This is a genomic window from Chitinophaga sp. CF118 (assembly GCF_900112615.1).
Classification (GTDB): Bacteria; Bacteroidota; Bacteroidia; order Chitinophagales; family Chitinophagaceae; genus Chitinophaga.
Window position 1 is genome coordinate 90,669 of record NZ_FOMK01000005.1, and the last position, 16,363, is coordinate 107,031.

14 protein-coding genes are annotated in these 16,363 nt (G+C 35.7%); all 14 read left to right on the plus strand.

The annotated features are described in order from the left end of the window. The first annotated feature begins 247 nt into the window (after positions 1-247). Positions 248-2,761 carry an SLBB domain-containing protein gene (locus BM176_RS20590; RefSeq protein ID WP_090106224.1) on the plus strand — a complete coding sequence of 838 codons (2,514 nt, stop codon included), beginning with the start codon at positions 248-250 and terminating at the stop codon, positions 2,759-2,761. Between the two features lie 46 nt (positions 2,762-2,807). Then, complete coding sequence (locus BM176_RS20595; RefSeq protein ID WP_090106225.1) at positions 2,808-3,893, plus strand: GumC domain-containing protein; 1,086 nt, start codon at positions 2,808-2,810, stop codon at positions 3,891-3,893. A gap of 67 nt (positions 3,894-3,960) precedes the next feature. Next, the gene (locus tag BM176_RS20600; protein WP_090106226.1) at positions 3,961-5,250 is read left to right on the plus strand and encodes a lipopolysaccharide biosynthesis protein; all 1,290 of its coding nucleotides are present in this window, start codon (positions 3,961-3,963) and stop codon (positions 5,248-5,250) included. Next, positions 5,234-6,181 (plus strand): hypothetical protein, encoded by a 948-nt coding sequence (locus tag BM176_RS20605; protein ID WP_090106227.1) that lies wholly within the window; start codon positions 5,234-5,236, stop codon positions 6,179-6,181. The genes BM176_RS20600 and BM176_RS20605 overlap by 17 nt, the downstream gene beginning before the upstream one ends. Positions 6,182-6,185: 4 nt before the next feature. Beyond that, positions 6,186-7,208, plus strand: coding sequence for a glycosyltransferase family 2 protein (locus tag BM176_RS20610; RefSeq protein ID WP_090106228.1), 1,023 nt, complete (start codon positions 6,186-6,188; stop codon positions 7,206-7,208). Between the two features lie 29 nt (positions 7,209-7,237). Next, positions 7,238-8,482, plus strand: a complete 1,245-nt coding sequence (locus tag BM176_RS20615; RefSeq protein ID WP_090106229.1) for a glycosyltransferase family 4 protein — start codon at positions 7,238-7,240, stop codon at positions 8,480-8,482. Between the two features lie 113 nt (positions 8,483-8,595). After that, positions 8,596-9,741 (plus strand): EpsG family protein, encoded by a 1,146-nt coding sequence (locus BM176_RS20620; RefSeq protein WP_177230470.1) that lies wholly within the window; start codon positions 8,596-8,598, stop codon positions 9,739-9,741. 108 nt (positions 9,742-9,849) lie between these two features. Then, a complete protein-coding gene (locus BM176_RS20625) occupies positions 9,850-10,626 on the plus strand; it encodes an alpha-1,2-fucosyltransferase (RefSeq protein ID WP_177230471.1) in 777 nt (258 codons plus the stop codon). A 14-nt stretch (positions 10,627-10,640) separates the two neighbouring features. Beyond that, a complete protein-coding gene (locus tag BM176_RS20630; RefSeq protein WP_218162253.1) occupies positions 10,641-11,528 on the plus strand; it encodes a glycosyltransferase family 2 protein in 888 nt (295 codons plus the stop codon). A 27-nt stretch (positions 11,529-11,555) separates the two neighbouring features. Then, positions 11,556-12,395 (plus strand): glycosyltransferase family 2 protein, encoded by an 840-nt coding sequence (locus BM176_RS20635; protein WP_090106233.1) that lies wholly within the window; start codon positions 11,556-11,558, stop codon positions 12,393-12,395. 78 nt (positions 12,396-12,473) lie between these two features. Further along, positions 12,474-13,304 (plus strand): glycosyltransferase family 2 protein, encoded by an 831-nt coding sequence (locus BM176_RS20640; RefSeq protein ID WP_090106234.1) that lies wholly within the window; start codon positions 12,474-12,476, stop codon positions 13,302-13,304. Further along, complete coding sequence (locus BM176_RS20645) at positions 13,297-14,250, plus strand: NAD-dependent epimerase/dehydratase family protein (protein WP_090106235.1); 954 nt, start codon at positions 13,297-13,299, stop codon at positions 14,248-14,250. Before BM176_RS20640 ends, BM176_RS20645 begins: the two co-directional genes overlap by 8 nt. A gap of 15 nt (positions 14,251-14,265) precedes the next feature. Further along, on the plus strand, positions 14,266-15,378 hold the full coding sequence (gene gmd / locus BM176_RS20650) for a GDP-mannose 4,6-dehydratase (protein ID WP_090106236.1): 1,113 nt from the start codon (positions 14,266-14,268) through the stop codon (positions 15,376-15,378). Positions 15,379-15,384: 6 nt separating this feature from the next. Beyond that, positions 15,385-16,323 carry a GDP-L-fucose synthase gene (locus tag BM176_RS20655; RefSeq protein WP_090106237.1) on the plus strand — a complete coding sequence of 313 codons (939 nt, stop codon included), beginning with the start codon at positions 15,385-15,387 and terminating at the stop codon, positions 16,321-16,323. Positions 16,324-16,363 lie beyond the last annotated feature (40 nt).

Genomic DNA, 16,363 nt, shown 5'->3' on the forward strand with positions numbered 1-16,363 from the left:
TAATAGAATGAATGCCAGTATTATATACAAGAGAAAGATAATGAGGGAATAGAAAAGGAGGAAAGAGATTTTAGAGGCCACAAATTGAGATCAAAAGAGAATTATAGCGCTGATTTCCATCCAGTTAATATTTATATGTTATTTTTAATAGATTTGCATCTGATTTCCTCCGGATTGGACTGACCCGTGGTAAAATAAGGTGGTAAATAATATTTTTTAATCCGAATAGTTTATTATCAGATAATTCATGTTGAAGAAAATATTATTGTTGCAGTTGTTATTGTTGGTTGTTGGCTATGGAGTTAAGGCGCAAATTTCTCCTTCCAAGTCTAATACCCAGATAAGTCAGATAAAAGTAGATGATTTATCTGATGATCAGATCCGTCAGATGGTTGCGCAAATGAAGAAGAATAATGTTTCTTACTCTCAGATTGATCAATATGCAGCTCAAAGGGGCATTTCAGATACTGAGGTGGCAAAATTGAAGGATCGCATTACGCAGCTAAATCTTGATAAGGAATTGAGTAATTCTTCCAATAATAAATATTCTCAGAGTTCGGATTCCAGTGACAGAGTATACAATGAGGATTATACCAAGGAAGACACCATTTATTACTATCAGGAAAAATACAAGCGTTTCAAGGATAAGGAAGCATTTGAAAAGGAACTGAAACGACGTAGGATCTTTGGTACTGAGCTGTTCAGTAATCAGAATCTTACATTTGAACCCAATTTACGGATGGCGACGCCTCCTAATTACCGTATTGCGGCCCAGGATGAGCTGGTTATTGATGTATATGGTTATTCGGAAGTTCAACATACGCTGAAAGTAACCCCTGAAGGGTATGTGCGAATTCCCAATTTAGGCCCCGTATATGTGAATGGTCTTACGATGGATGAAGCTCGCAATCGCATCACTAAGCAATTATCAACTATTTATAGCGGCATTAAATCGGGGAATACCTCTGTACAGGTATCTCTTGGAAACATCCGGAGTATTCGGGTATTATTGATTGGGGAGATTGTACGACCAGGTACGTACACACTTCCGTCACTGGCAACTGTAGCAAATGCTCTTTATGTTTCCGGCGGACCAAATGAGAATGGCTCTTTTCGTAGTATTAAGGTAGTGCGGAATGGGCAAGTGGTTGCCACTTTTGACTTATATGATTTCCTGATACAGGGGGATCTGTCAAATAATATTGTATTGCAGGATCAGGATATTGTGAAGGTGGATGCTTACAAAATTAGAGTAGAACTGGCGGGTGAAATAAAGCGACCTGCTATTTTTGAAGCCAAGGAGAACGAAACACTGCAGAATATCTTGGACTTTGCAGGTGGTTATACCGATAATTCCTTTAAAGATATCATAAAAGCGCTAAGGGTGAATAATAAAGAGCGCGAAGTAGTGAATATACCATCAGACCAAGTAGCCTCTTTCAAATTAAAATCCGGGGATAAGTTTTATATAGATTCTATTCTAAGCCGTTACACTAATAGGGTTACTATTTCTGGAGCTATTTTTCATCCGGGAGATTATGCGTTGGAGGAAGGGATGATGGTGGGGGATCTGATTAAAAAAGCGGATGGCGTACAGGAAATAGCAGTTATGTCTAGAGGTGTTATTCGTCGTTTGCAAGCCGATTTCACACCTTCGATTATCAGCTTTAATGTACTGGATGTTATTAATGGTAATCAGAAAATTGCGTTGCAACGTGAAGATAGTGTGATCATATTTTCCAAATTACTGATACGTGAGCAATATCAGGTAAAGATTGACGGGGAAGTTATTCAGCCTGGCTACTTTAATTTCGGAGATAGTATGCATCTGGAAGATTTGATCCTGCTTGCTGGAGGGTTAAAAGACGCAGCTAGTCTGAAACATGTGGAAATATCACGGCGTATCCATACTGATGGCATTTATGATTCTTCGGATGCACGAATGGCTATTATAAATCAGTTTAATATTAATGCAGATCTGTCAGATAATTCTGCGGCAGCATCGTTTGTTTTAAAGCCTTTTGATGAAGTGATGATCCGTAAATCCCCTTCTTATAATGACCAGGCGAATGTTCTGATAGATGGAGAAGTTGTGTATCCGGGATTTTATGCGATAAATACAAAACAAGAACGTATTTCAGATATTATTCGTAGAGCTGGTGGTATCCGTCCTGAAGCATATTCGGAAGGAGCTGTATTGTTGCGTAGAACGTTTTCAGGAAAGGCAGATAGTACCTTGCTTTTAAATAAACTGGAAGTCTTTTATAATAAACTGAAAGACAGTACTGATATTGAAAGATTGCGTAGTACAATAGAAAGGAAAATGCAGTTACTGGGTATACAGATGGATCAGATTCTGAACCATCCAGGTTCTAAGTATGACTTACTACTTGAAGAAGGAGATATTATAAAGGTACCTAAGAAACAGCAGACAGTACAGATGTTTGGAGAGGTGTATTTTCCTAAAAAAGTACGGTTTGACAAGAACTATACTTTCCGTGATTATGTAAGAGGGGCTGGTGGATTTACAGGATTGGCGTTGAAACGAAGAAGTTATATTGTGTATTCTAATGGTGAGGTAAGAAGTACAAAGAGAGCACTATTTTTCAACAGTTACCCAAAAGTAAAACCAGGAGCAGAAATATACGTGCCCGCAAAGAAGCCGAAAGCGGGTTTAAGCAGTGGAGAAGCTGTAGGGTTGGCGAGTGCGTTGGCTTCTGTGGCATTGGTGATAGTAACAATTATAAATTCAACTAAATAATTAAAGTAACAAATCTGGTGAGATCTTCGTTAAAAGAGACGATTTTATGGAAAAATCAAGTGATAATATTAATGCTAAAGACAAGGATGAAGTATCTGTTCGGGATTTGATACTGACAATAAGGGAGTGGATAAATTATTTGTTGAGTAAGTGGCTGATTATTGTGATATTAGGTATTGTGGGTGCCAGTTTGGGATATGTATATTCTACTTTTCAGAAACCTATTTATACCGGTGAATTAACTTTTGTCTTAGAAGATAGCAAAAGTAGTTCCCTAGGAAGCTATGCTGGAATTGCCAATCAATTTGGAATTGATCTTGGAGGAGGGGGCGGTGGAGGAGTAGGGGTATTTTCCGGGGATAATATATTGTCTTTTTTGAAATCCAGATTAATGGTTGAAAAGACTTTATTGTCTCCTGTTTTGGTTGGAAATCAAAGTATGAGTCTGGCTGAATTGTACATTTCAACAAATAATTTCAGGAAAGGATGGATAAAGAATCCCGAATTAAAAAATATAAATTTCCCCGCAACTACTGATAGAAGTAAGTTTTCTCTTTTACAAGATAGTATTTTAAATATAATATATGAGGGAATTGCAAAGAATGACCTTTTAGTAGCCAAACCGGATAAAAAATCGAGTTTTATATCTGTCAGTTGTGGTTCTGCAAATGAACTTTTCGCGAAGGCATTTATTGAAAGGCTTGTATTGGAAGCCACAGAATTTTATGTGGCAACAAAAACTAAAAGGTCAAAGGCTAATGTAGATATTTTGCAGGCAAAGGCCGATTCATTGGAAAGATTGTTGAATCGAAAAGTTTATTCTACTGCGGTTGCCCAGGATTTAAATCTGAATCCTGCAAAGAAAGTGGCTTCGGTTGGAGCAGAAGTGATGCTTAGAGATAAAGTGCTATTACAGACTGTTTATGCTGAGGTTATCAAAAATCTTGAAATAAGCAGGATGTCTATGGCCCAGGAAACTCCTTTGATACAAATAATAGATCGACCAATCCTGCCTTTAAAATGGAAAAAAATCGGATGGTTGAAGGGCCTCTTTTTTGGTGGTTTATTGGGGGGAATGGGGTGTATTATAGTTTTGCTTGGCAAAAAAATTTACGGAGAAATTATGAGGTGAGAATTTTAAACATTCTTTGTAGTGAGAAACAGACAATAAGAAAGCCTATCAATTTTAAATTACCACTGTGAGTTTTAATGTCAAAAATAGAATAGCAGAATTATTTTCTAAAAGAATTTTCCGTGATTCATTTTATTATACGATAGGAGCCTTCTTAGTTAAAGGGATCAATTTTTTTTTAGTTCCTGTATATACTTCTTACCTGTCTCCATCTGAATATGGTATATTGGATTTGTACCTGACCTTTACTAATATACTTACCATATTTTGTTCTTTAGGATTGTCGCAACTTATTTTCGTTGAATTTTATAAGATAAAAGGAGAGGAAAGAAAGAGGTTTTTTTCTGTTATTTTTTTTGGGTATGCTCTTTTTGGCTTAATTATCTGTGCGATTGGAGGCGTAATATTCCATTTTGCAAGTGAATATTTCACGAAAGTGGCTCTGGCAAGTATGCTAAGTGTTATTCTTTCTTCTGCCATAGCATATATTACATTCTATCAAACTAATTTCTTTAATTATTTAAGACTAGCAGGAAGATCTAAGTTATTTGTGTACTTCTCAATTATTACGGGAGTTGTGAATGCTGGTCTGAATATATTGTTTGTTGTTAAAGGAAATATGGGATATAATGGTATTCTCCTTGGAAACATTATAGTGCTTTTCGCATCCGTGGTATTTGGTTTTTTTGTAATTAAAGATAAGATTGACTTTAAGTTTAATATTGACTTAAAGGTGTTTTCCGGATATACAAAAATAGGTCTTGCTTTTATCCTTTCTTCTTTATGTCAGTGGTTGATAAATGGAGCAGATCGATGGATTGTACTGAATGCGCTTAATACTACTGAGTTAGGTATTTATGCGTTGGCATTTAAGTTTTCTTCGTTTGTTGATCCATTAATCATTACTCCAATTACATATGCTTATCTCCCCTACATTTTTAAAAAGTATGCGGAAAATGATTACAGTGAAAAGTTAATGAAAATAGCTGGATTGGTATTTCTGATCTTTCTGCCAATTGCGTTATTAGTCCCCTATTTACTACCAATGGTCATATCAAATAAGGATTATTATATGGCCGTTCAACTGATCCCGTTCCTGATCATTGCGTATTATTTTTATTTCATTTCACAATTAGCTGGGAATGTTCTTGTCTATTTAAAGAAGATCAGGTGTCTGGTACAGAATATCATTATAAGTGGCATTAGTAATATTATACTTAACTATATATTGGTGCGAAAGATGGGGATTATAGGGTGCGCATATGCTTATCTTATAAGCAATATTATCTGGGCCATTTTAAATATATATTACCGTAACATGTATTTATCAAGTCTCAAGAATGAAAAAAGCAATTAAACTTCTATTTGAGAGAATATTGGGTGTCAAACTTTTGTCTAGAGAAGGACAGAAAAGTATGGGTGATTATATATCAGTACTGGAAGGGATGATTTCAAATTATGGCGAGAAAGCTGAGGGGATATCCTGTGTTGTTTTCTCAAAGAACAGAGCTATACAGTTACATGCTTTGATCAAAAGCTATTTTAAATATGTTGAAAATCCATGCCCCATATTTGTATTGTATTCTGCAGATGGAGTAGGGCAGTTGGAATCATATGAACAATTAAATGATATACTGAAGGAGAGGAATTTGCCTGTTACGTTCATCCGGGAAAATAATTTCCGGACTAATCTAGTAGATCTTTTATCACTACTTGATACGAAAAATGTTTTCTTTCTTGTAGATGATATTGTTTTTATCAGGCAGATGAACTTAAAGGATTGGGAGAACTTTGATACCAAAAAATATATTCCGTCTATACGATTAGGAGAGAATATTAATTACAGCTATGCTAATCAGCATGTACAAAAAGTTCCTGTGCTAGAACCAACAGGGAAGGATTTATTTTTGTGGAATTGGGCTGATGGAGAATATGATTGGAAATATCCGTTATCTGTGGATGGAAATATATTTTCTCTTGCAGAAATATTATCCCTAATTAAAAGTATATCGTTTAATGCTCCCAATTCCCTGGAAAGAGAATTGCAGTGTGGGTTGCAATTTTATATGAAAAAAAAGGGGGTCACTTACCGATATCCGAGAATTGTGAATAATCCATGCAACCGGGTGCAAAGTGAAATTGATAATCCTTCTGGCAATGTAAGTATTGAATTCCTATTAGATGAGTGGGAAAAGGGAAATGAAATTGATATAGATCTATATGATGATATTGCAACTAATTCGGTACATCAGGAATTAGTCCTAACATTTAAAAAAAGAGAATCTTGATTTTATGACAGCACAACCGCTTGTTACAGTATTTATGGCTATGTATAATGGTGAAAAGTATGTATCTGATGCTGTTGTCAGTATTTTGAATCAGTCGTATCCAAATTTTGAATTGCTTATAATAGATGATGGTTCTACAGATAATAGCCTGTCTATAATAGAAGCTATAAGCGATCCACGAATAAGAATACTAAAGAATGAATCTAACTGTGGACTATATAAAACCAGGAACAGGGGTATAGAAGAAGCAAGGGGAACATATTTTGCTATTCTTGATTGTGATGATATTGCGTATCCGGAAAGATTGAGTGCACCATTAACATTTCTGGAACAGCATGCGGATTATGTAGCCTGTTTTGGGAAGGCAGATTTTATTAATGGAGAGGGTCGGATGATTTCGACCCAAAATATGTTTTCCGGTGATCATGAATGGTTATCTGTATTAGTATTTTTTTTAAATCCATTTATTAATTCAACGTTAGTTATTAGAACAGATACCCTAAGGAAATATAAATATAGGGAAGGATATGAACCGGCAGAAGATTATGATCTGATTCAAAGGATAATTACGGATAATAAAGTGATTATCCTTGATAAGAATATTATCAAATATCGCCTGCATCAGCAGAATGTTAGCAGTACTCAAGCGGAAAAGGGTAAAAGCGGACATAAAAAGGTTATCCGTGAGCTGTTGGGACGGTTTGAACTGCAGAATCCGGAATCAAATATAGAAATGCATTATGCCCTATATTGCAAAGTATTGACTAATAAAGGATATAATCTGAATGAGATAGAGAGGTGGTTATTGTTATTAATATTACAGAATAAAGATAGGCAGGTGTATCCTGATCGATTATTTATCAGGGCTGTCAGGGTGGAGTGGGCTAAGCTTATTTACAATAATAAAAGCTTAAGGAATATAGGCTTGTTTATAAAATCGCCATTATTTCATGCCAGAGGGATGTTTCATTTTTCTTATTTGGTTCTAAGAGGAATAGGGCATCGCTTTTCTCGTTTTAAATATTGAATCAATGTAAATTCAAAATATCCTGTAGTATGAAAATCTTGTTTACTGTTGAATCATATTTACCAGCACGCAGTGGAATGCAGGAAGTAGTGATGCAATTATCGGAAAGGTTGGTAAAAAGAGGTCATGAATTAACGATTGCGACTTCTGGTAATAGTAACAGGAAGAGCAATATAATTAATGGGGTCAATGTGCAGGGATTTAATATTGATGGTAACAGTGTTCTTGGATATAATGGAGATATTGAATCATATAGACAGTATCTGTTAAATGCAGATTTTGATATTGTTGTAAACTTTGCAGCTCAACAGTGGGCAACAGATCTTGCTTTACCTCTTATAAAAAAGATAAAGGGAAAGAAAGTGTTTGTACCTACTGGTTTTTCTGGTCTTAATAACCCATTGTATGAAAGTTATTATGAGAAAATGGGTGAGTGGTTGCGGAGTTACGATGTGAACGTTTTCCTTTCAGATAAATATAGGGACATAAATTTTGCAAGGAATAACAGTGTAGATAATTATATTATTATACCCAATGGCGCAGCAACTGAAGAATTTGAGAATTCTGAGGAAGAAGACATAAGAAAACAATTGGGTATAAAAGAGCATCAGTTTATGATACTTCAGGTTGGTGCTTTTACTGGGGCAAAGGGGCAGTTGGAATCTATGAGGATATTCAATAAAGCTAGAATAAAAGATGCTGTACTTGTACTTGCCGGAAATGATATGCACCAACACTCTATATATGCCGGGGTAGCGAATTTTATAAAACTCCTTGTTTCCGGAGTGAGTAACTTTCGGCCAAGGGGAATCCGGTATTATAAAATTATGGCACTTTTAAGCAACTATCTTAATTACCGTAATAGATTACGTCGTAAATCAGTAACTGTAATTGAACTGGAAAGGCGTGATGTTGTTGCTGCATTTAAATCTGCAGATCTGTTTCTTTTTCCTTCTATGATAGAGTGTTCCCCTATTGTATTATTTGAATCTATGGCAGGCAAAACACCTTTTCTGACTGCTGATGTGGGTAATGCAAGTGAAATAATTCAATGGACAGGCGGAGGGATGATTTTACCAACTTCCATAGGAAGAGATGGGATGAGTTATGTAAATATCCGAGATTCGGCAACTTTACTTGAAACATTATGGATGAATAAGCAGCTTAGAAAGGAAATGGCAGAAAAAGGGTATAGCGGCTTTCTTGAATCATTTACCTGGGAGAAAATTACAGGTAAATATGAAGATTTATTTATGCAATTGTATACGCAATAATGTTGGCTATTAATTATAAAGCGCAAATATTTTTGGTAATCTTGATATTAATAATATGGTGCATTAATCCATTTTTATCAATAGCAGCAATATTATGCGTAATAGCCAGGTTCATGCTTAATGGAGGAGTCGTGAAGTTCTTCTTATTATTGATAGCTCTCAGCGTTGGGTTAATATCTTATACAACGAAGTCTATTAGCCAGGAAGAGACAGATATTAACAGGTATTATTTTGTATATCAGAGTTTCGCCAATGTTGGATCTTTTAGAGATTTTGTATTCGCTATTTTTCTCGAGGGAGAGGTGAATCCACTCTTTCAGAGTATTAATTTCCTTCTAGCCAAAACATTCCCGGAAAACCCGCAGATGCTACCTCTTTTCTGGGTAACAATTACTTATTATTTTTCTTTTATTACTTATTATATTTTACTGGATATATGTGACATCGATGAAAAGAGGAGAATGGTATTTGCAGTCGCAATTGCTTTGGTTGGTGTGATCTATTTTGGAAGAACAACGGAATCTATCAAGCAATGTTCATCTGCTGCTATATTCGGATATGCAGTGGCAAGAGCCATAATGAAAAAAGGAAAGGGAAGTTTGTTTGTTGTAATTGCTATTCTTGTACATATTTCCTCTATAATATTACTACCAATATACTGGAGCGTGAACAGTAAGTTTATCCGTAGGCATCTGAAAATAATATTTATATTCTGTTTTTTAGCTTCTTTTATAGATTTGAATAAGTTTATCGCGCTGATTGTTAACAATGTGCCAATATTTCCGGCAGCAATTACAGACAAGTTGCTCACTTATGAAGATTACAATGTGCCTTCGAGTATAAGATTGCTTATCACATTCTTTATCTATGCTATATTAATAGGTCTCTTGGCCTGGCATTACTACAAAAAAAAGAATGAAAGGGATAAGACTTTTCTTATTGTACAGGTGGTGGCTTTCTGCATACTGCTGATAAATAAGAGCAATGCACATAATTTCATGCGGTATATTTATTCTTATTTCCCATTTATTGGAATGGCCTATTTGAAATTTTCCGGGTTTAATAATTGGAAGAAGAATGAATATATGGTACTGCATTTTGTTTTTATATCTTTTTTGATTTATTCGAATATATCATATCTCTTATATTTTACTGATGCAGCAGGTAATTATGCAAATTCATATCTGGATAATTCTGTGAGAAACTTATTCATATATAATGTGGTTGATTATTTGAATTATAAAGTTGTTATACAATAACTAAAGATGGTAGTAATAAAAATTACAGGAGGGTTGGGAAACCAAATGTTTCAATATGCTTTTGGCAGAAGGTTATCTTTGCAATGGAATGTGCCTTTAAAATTGGATATGTCTGAATTAGAATCCGGACGGTTAACGACTTCTCGTAATTATGAGCTGCATCATTTTAATGTTGTTCAGGATTTTGTAGAGGCCAGTGAGCTGAAAGCGGTAAAACTAGATTTGCATGGCCATATTATGAATAAGCTTCTTATTGGAATACAGGAAAAAGTTTGGAGAATAAAGTCGTCGCATTTCATGGAAAATGGGAATGTCGATTCTTTACTGGCAGGAAATTCCAGACCAGTATACTTAGATGGTTACTGGCAATCAGAAAAATATTTTAAACAGTATGGTGATGTCATCAGAAGAGAATTTACTGCAAAAGATGAGTGGGATGGTCATAATAAACAAATATTGAATAGCATTCTGAATGCCGATGCGGTTAGTATTCACATAAGGAGAGGGGATTATGTAACAAATGCGGTTACTAATAAATTTCATGGAACCTGTGATATAGACTATTATCAGAAAGCGATCGCTCTGGTAGAAGAGAGAATGGAGGCACCCTTTTATTATATTTTTTCGGATGACCTACCCTGGGCGAAAGAACATCTGGTTTTCAGTAAGGGAACAGCTCATTTTGTGGATAACAATGCAGATGCCGCATTTATGGACATTATGCTAATGAGTAAATGTAAATACAATATAATTGCTAACAGTACATTCAGTTGGTGGGGCGCATGGCTGAATAATAATCCTGGCAAATTGGTTATTGCACCCAAAAAATGGTTTAATCATAAGGATGATAGTGATATCATACCAGACACCTGGATGAAGATATGAAAACGACGAATAACTTGGTTAGTGTAATTTTGCCTGTATTTAATGGTGGTGAATATCTGGATGCAGCGATCCGCTCAATTCTGAATCAGAGTTACACTAATTTTGAATTAATAATAGTTAATGATGGATCTACTGACAATAGCAGTGATATCATTAATGCGTATGCTGAACAGGATGGAAGGATCCTGGTTATTGAGAGAGAGAATAAAGGGCTGGTCTATTCTTTGAATGAAGCAATTGCAATGGCAGAAGGCGATTACATAGCAAGGATGGATGCAGATGATCTTGCTATGCCGCTGAGATTTGAAAAACAGGTAAAGTACTTTCTTGATAATGATGTTGAGATTGTTGGAGGTCATTATTTGATTATTGATAAAGAAGATAAAATTGTAGATACTTGTATTGTGCCGGTTGATCCAAATGCGATAATTGCCTGTTTATCAATATGTCCTCCATTCGCGCATGGTTCTGTGATGTTTAAAAAGAAGTTCTGGCAGGCGAATAATATGCATTATGGTAAAAGGTTCCAGGAGGCAGAGGATTATTCTTTATGGCAGGATTTTTTTAACAAAGGAGGTCGTTTAGGTAATATTGATGAGTTTATTTTTAGCTATAGACTGCATGAGGATTCTTTTACTTTCAGAAAACTAAAGAAGATGAATGCGGAGGTGAAAGTATTGAGAAGAATATTTGTAAAACAGTACAAGAATGAACTTCATAGATCCCTGATCGAGTTGGCCGCATTAAAGAGCCGGTCTTTGTTTGAAGATGCATTATTGTTGGAGTGTGCTTATCTGTTGACAAAACATTGTGGTGATATGCTTTTCTTTTCTTTATTAAAAAGATCTGTTAAGAAGAATATTGGATTAACAATTATGAAAATTTTTAGTGGTAAAATATGATGTCATCAGCCAATTAATTTCAGAAAGATGTTTGATATAAGCCTTGTAATACCTACATACGGCCGTCAGAAGGAATTAGAAGATCTATTGACAAGTCTTACACAACAAGATTATGATCTTAAGCGTGTTGAGATTATTGTTGTTGATCAGAATGATTTGATCGATTTATCCTCGATAATTGAACAATTTGCAGGAAAATTGATTCTTTTGCATAAGAAGGTAAGCATAAAAGGAATTGCTTATAGCAAAAATTATGGGCTTAAACTGGCGAAAGCTGATTTAGTGACCTTTCCTGACGATGATTGTTTGTATTACACTGATACAATATCGAGTGCTATAAGAGAGTTTAAAAAGTATCCAAATGCAGATGTTGTATATGGCCGTATTTATGATAGGAAACATAAAAAGAACGTGATGAGGAACTGGTCTGATAAGTTCCTGAAATTGAATAAATTCAATTTTCACTTGAATTATTCCGCAATAACTTGTTTTACAAGAGATAAAGAATTATTTTTTGATGAAAGATTTGGTGTAGGATCGCAATACGGTGTTGGAGAGGAATTGGATTATATTATGCAGCTGTTGAAGAGGGAAAAGACGGTATATTTTGTTCCGGATATAGATATATGGCATCCTGAACCGGGTGTAAATGCTATGTCTGCTGAGAAGACCTACTATTATGCTCTTGGTTATGGTGCTACATTCAGAAAAAATCCTTTGATACAATTTCTTTTAATTTTCATTACATCATGCGGTTATCAGTTTTTTCTGAGTATTGGGGAAATGTTGAAGGGAGACTTAAAGATGGCGAATAAAAGGATGCTTGCATTTAGAGGACGTATTTCAGGATTTTTAAAATTTAATTAACTACATAAGTCAGGTTCGAGTGGCAGAATTCTGAATAAATTATTGTATTTATGAGTTTGATTTAATAAAGTAAAGTTTATGATTGATTACCAGTTAAGTTGTTCTATTGTCCTTTATAATACTGATGAAACGCTTATCCGTAATCTGGTTGATTGCCTTTTAAAGAGTTCGCTTAGAATAAAGATATTCCTGATTGATAATTCACCGAAGGAGACAGCGGCCTATAATCATCTGATTGATGAAAAGGTGAACTATATATTTAATAACGGTAATCTTGGTTATGGCGCAGCCCATAATATTGGTATTAGAAAAACAATGGCGGCAGGTATTAAATATCATTTGGTATTGAATCCTGATATTGTTTTTGAAGCAGTGGTGTTAGAGGAGTTACTTCGGTTTATGGATGCAAACTCTGATATAGGCCATGTAATGCCAAAGGTATTTTATCCGGATGGCTCTGTACAGTATGTATGCAAACTTTTACCTACTCCCTTTGACCTTATTTTTAAACGTTTTATACCAAATAATCTGGTTAAGAAACGTTTTGACCGATTTCAGCTTAAGTTCACTAATTATGACCGCATAATGGATGTGCCTTATCTTTCAGGTTGTTTTATGATGTTGAGAGTGGATGTTTTAAAGAAGGCGGGATTGTTTGATGAACGATTTTTTATGTATCCGGAGGATATTGATCTTACTAGGCGAATACATAAAGTGGCTAGGACCATATTTTATCCATCAGTTTCTATAATACATCAGCACGCGGGAGAATCATATACAAATCCCAATTTATTGCGGATTCATATAGTAAATATGATTAAATACTTCAATAAGTGGGGCTGGATATTTGATATGGAACGACGTAAAATTAACAAGGTTGTTTTGACTAAGCTACATTCTAATGAATAAAATTACATTCATCGGCGGTTCTGGATTTATTGGAACGGAACTTATCGAGAAATTTAAAACAGACTATATAATATCCAATCTGGATAAGAAGGAAAGCGAAACATTTAAAGAGCTTACGGTGTTAGCGGATGTTCGCAATAAGGAATCGTTGAGAAAAATACCCAAGGATACGGATATTGTAATTTTATTGGCGGCTGAACATACAGATAATGTTACACCGACTTCTTTATACTATGATGTTAATGTAGAGGGAACGAGGAATGTGTTGGAAATAATGGATGAAATGAACATCAATAATATTATTTTTACAAGTTCTGTAGCGATTTATGGATTAGATAAGGATGAACCTGATGAGGATAGTCCCGCAGATCCATTTAATCATTATGGAAAAAGTAAATGGGCTGCAGAGGAAATATTGAGAGAATGGCATAGCAGACAGCCAGAGAAACGTACTGTTATGATCCTTAGACCTACAGTCGTTTTTGGAGAGAAGAACCGGGGGAATGTATATAATCTGTTAAAACAAATTAAAACAGGTAGATTCTTGATGATAGGCGATGGGAAAAATAAGAAGTCAATGTCTTATGTCAGGAATATAGTTACGTTTATTAAATACTGGGTAGACCAAGGAAACAAGGGATATCATGTTTTTAACTATGCTGATAAACCAGACCTTTCAACAGTTGAACTTATAAATGTTGTATACGATAAGATTGGGAGACATAAATCAGGAATTAAAATTCCTTATTTTATCGGTTATCTTGGGGGCATAGCATTTGATATTTTGGCTAAATTATCGGGTAGGAAGTTTCCGGTTAGTAGTGTAAGAATAAAGAAGTTTTGTTCAACAACCCAGTTTTCTGCAAGTAAAATCATAAATATTGGTTTTAAAGCTCCTTACACATTAAGAGAAGGATTAGAAAGAACAATTGATACGATTTCCTAAACAAGATGATATAGAATGAAAAAGGCACTTATTACAGGTATAACTGGTCAAGATGGTGCATATCTGACTGAATTATTATTAAAGAAAGGGTACGAGGTACATGGCATTAAACGCCGTAGTTCTCTTTTTAATACGGACCGTATTGATCATTTGTACCAGGATCCTCATGAACAGCAGGTAAATTTCAAACTTCATTACGGAGATCTGACGGATTCGACCAACCTTATCCGCATTATTCAGCAGGTTCAGCCTGATGAGATTTTCAATCTCGGTGCGATGAGCCATGTACAGGTTAGTTTTGAAATCCCGGAGTACACAGCAAATGCGGATGGTATTGGAACGCTGAGGATACTTGAAGCAGTGCGTTTATTGGGCCTTATTGAAAAAACTAAAATTTACCAGGCTTCTACATCAGAGTTATATGGTTTGGTGCAGGAAGTTCCACAATCGGAAGCCACGCCTTTCTATCCGCGTTCTCCATATGCAGTGGCAAAAATGTATGCATACTGGATTACGGTTAATTACAGAGAGGCGTATAATATGTTTGCTTGTAACGGGATCTTATTTAATCATGAAAGTCCGTTACGCGGAGAAACTTTTGTGACGCGCAAGATTACTCGTGGGGTCGCAAAAATAGCGTTAGGTATGCAGGATAAACTGTTTATGGGTAACCTGGATGCCAAACGAGACTGGGGACATGCAAAGGATTATGTGGAAGCGATGTGGCTGATTCTGCAACAGGAGAAAGCGGAAGATTTTGTAATTGCTACGGGTATAACTACGACTGTACGAGATTTTATCAGAATGGCCTTTGCTGAAGCAGGTATTGAATTGGAGTTCAAAGGTAGTGGTATAGATGAAAGAGGAATTATCAGAAGTGTTGCAGCTCATGTCACAGATTGTAAACCTGGTCAGGAAGTAGTAGTTATTGATCCTCGCTATTTCCGTCCTACTGAAGTAGAGCTTCTGATAGGGGATCCTTCCAAAGCTCAAACTAAACTTGGCTGGAAACCGAAGTATGACTTACCTGCGCTGGTAAAGGAAATGGTAGCTGCCGATCTTGAATTGTTCCGTCGTGAAAAATTATTAAAAGAAGCAGGATATAAGGTGTTAAATCAATTTGAATAATAACAAATGCAACAGCAGGACAAAATATATGTAGCAGGTCATCGTGGAATGGTAGGTTCTGCCATTGTAAGGCGTCTGCAAAAAGATGGTTTCAATAATATCATTACCAGAACATCAAAGGAATTGGACCTCCGTAGCCAGGAAGCAACAAGTACTTTCTTTGAGAAGGAAAAACCTGATTATGTATTTCTTGCAGCAGCAAAAGTTGGTGGAATTGTTGCCAATAATACCTATAGGGGGGAATTTATCTATGAAAACCTGATGATTCAAAATAATGTCATCCACTATGCCTATATGAATGACGTTACCAAACTGATGTTCTTGGGCTCTTCTTGTATATATCCTAAGATGGCACCTCAGCCATTGAAGGAAGAATACCTGCTTACCGGTCTGCTCGAACCCACCAACGAGCCTTATGCTATCGCGAAAATAGCAGGTATTAAAATGTGTGATGCCTACAGAGCTCAGTATGGATGTAATTTCATTTCAGTGATGCCTACTAACTTATATGGACCTAATGATAACTATGATCTGAATAATTCACACGTATTGCCGGCACTGTTACGTAAGTTCCATGAGGCAAAGGTGAATCGGTCTCCGGAAGTGGTAATATGGGGTACCGGTAGTCCGCTGAGAGAATTCCTGCATGCGGATGATATGGCAGACGCCTGCTTTTATCTCATGCAAAATTATAATGATGAAGGGCTGGTAAACATCGGTATAGGAGAAGATATCAGTATAAAAGATCTTGCGCTGCTGATAAAGGAAATAGTAGGTTATGAAGGTAACCTGGTTTTTGACACATCAAAGCCAGACGGTACGCCCAGGAAATTGATGGATGTTACTAAACTGAATAATCTTGGATGGAAGGCAAGAACAGAACTGAAGAAAGGAATAGAGGATGTTTATGAGGATCTAAAATCAAAAAAGACGTTAAGTATCTAAAAAGCAATCTGAAATTTTTTATAAGCACGTTTTAATCTTC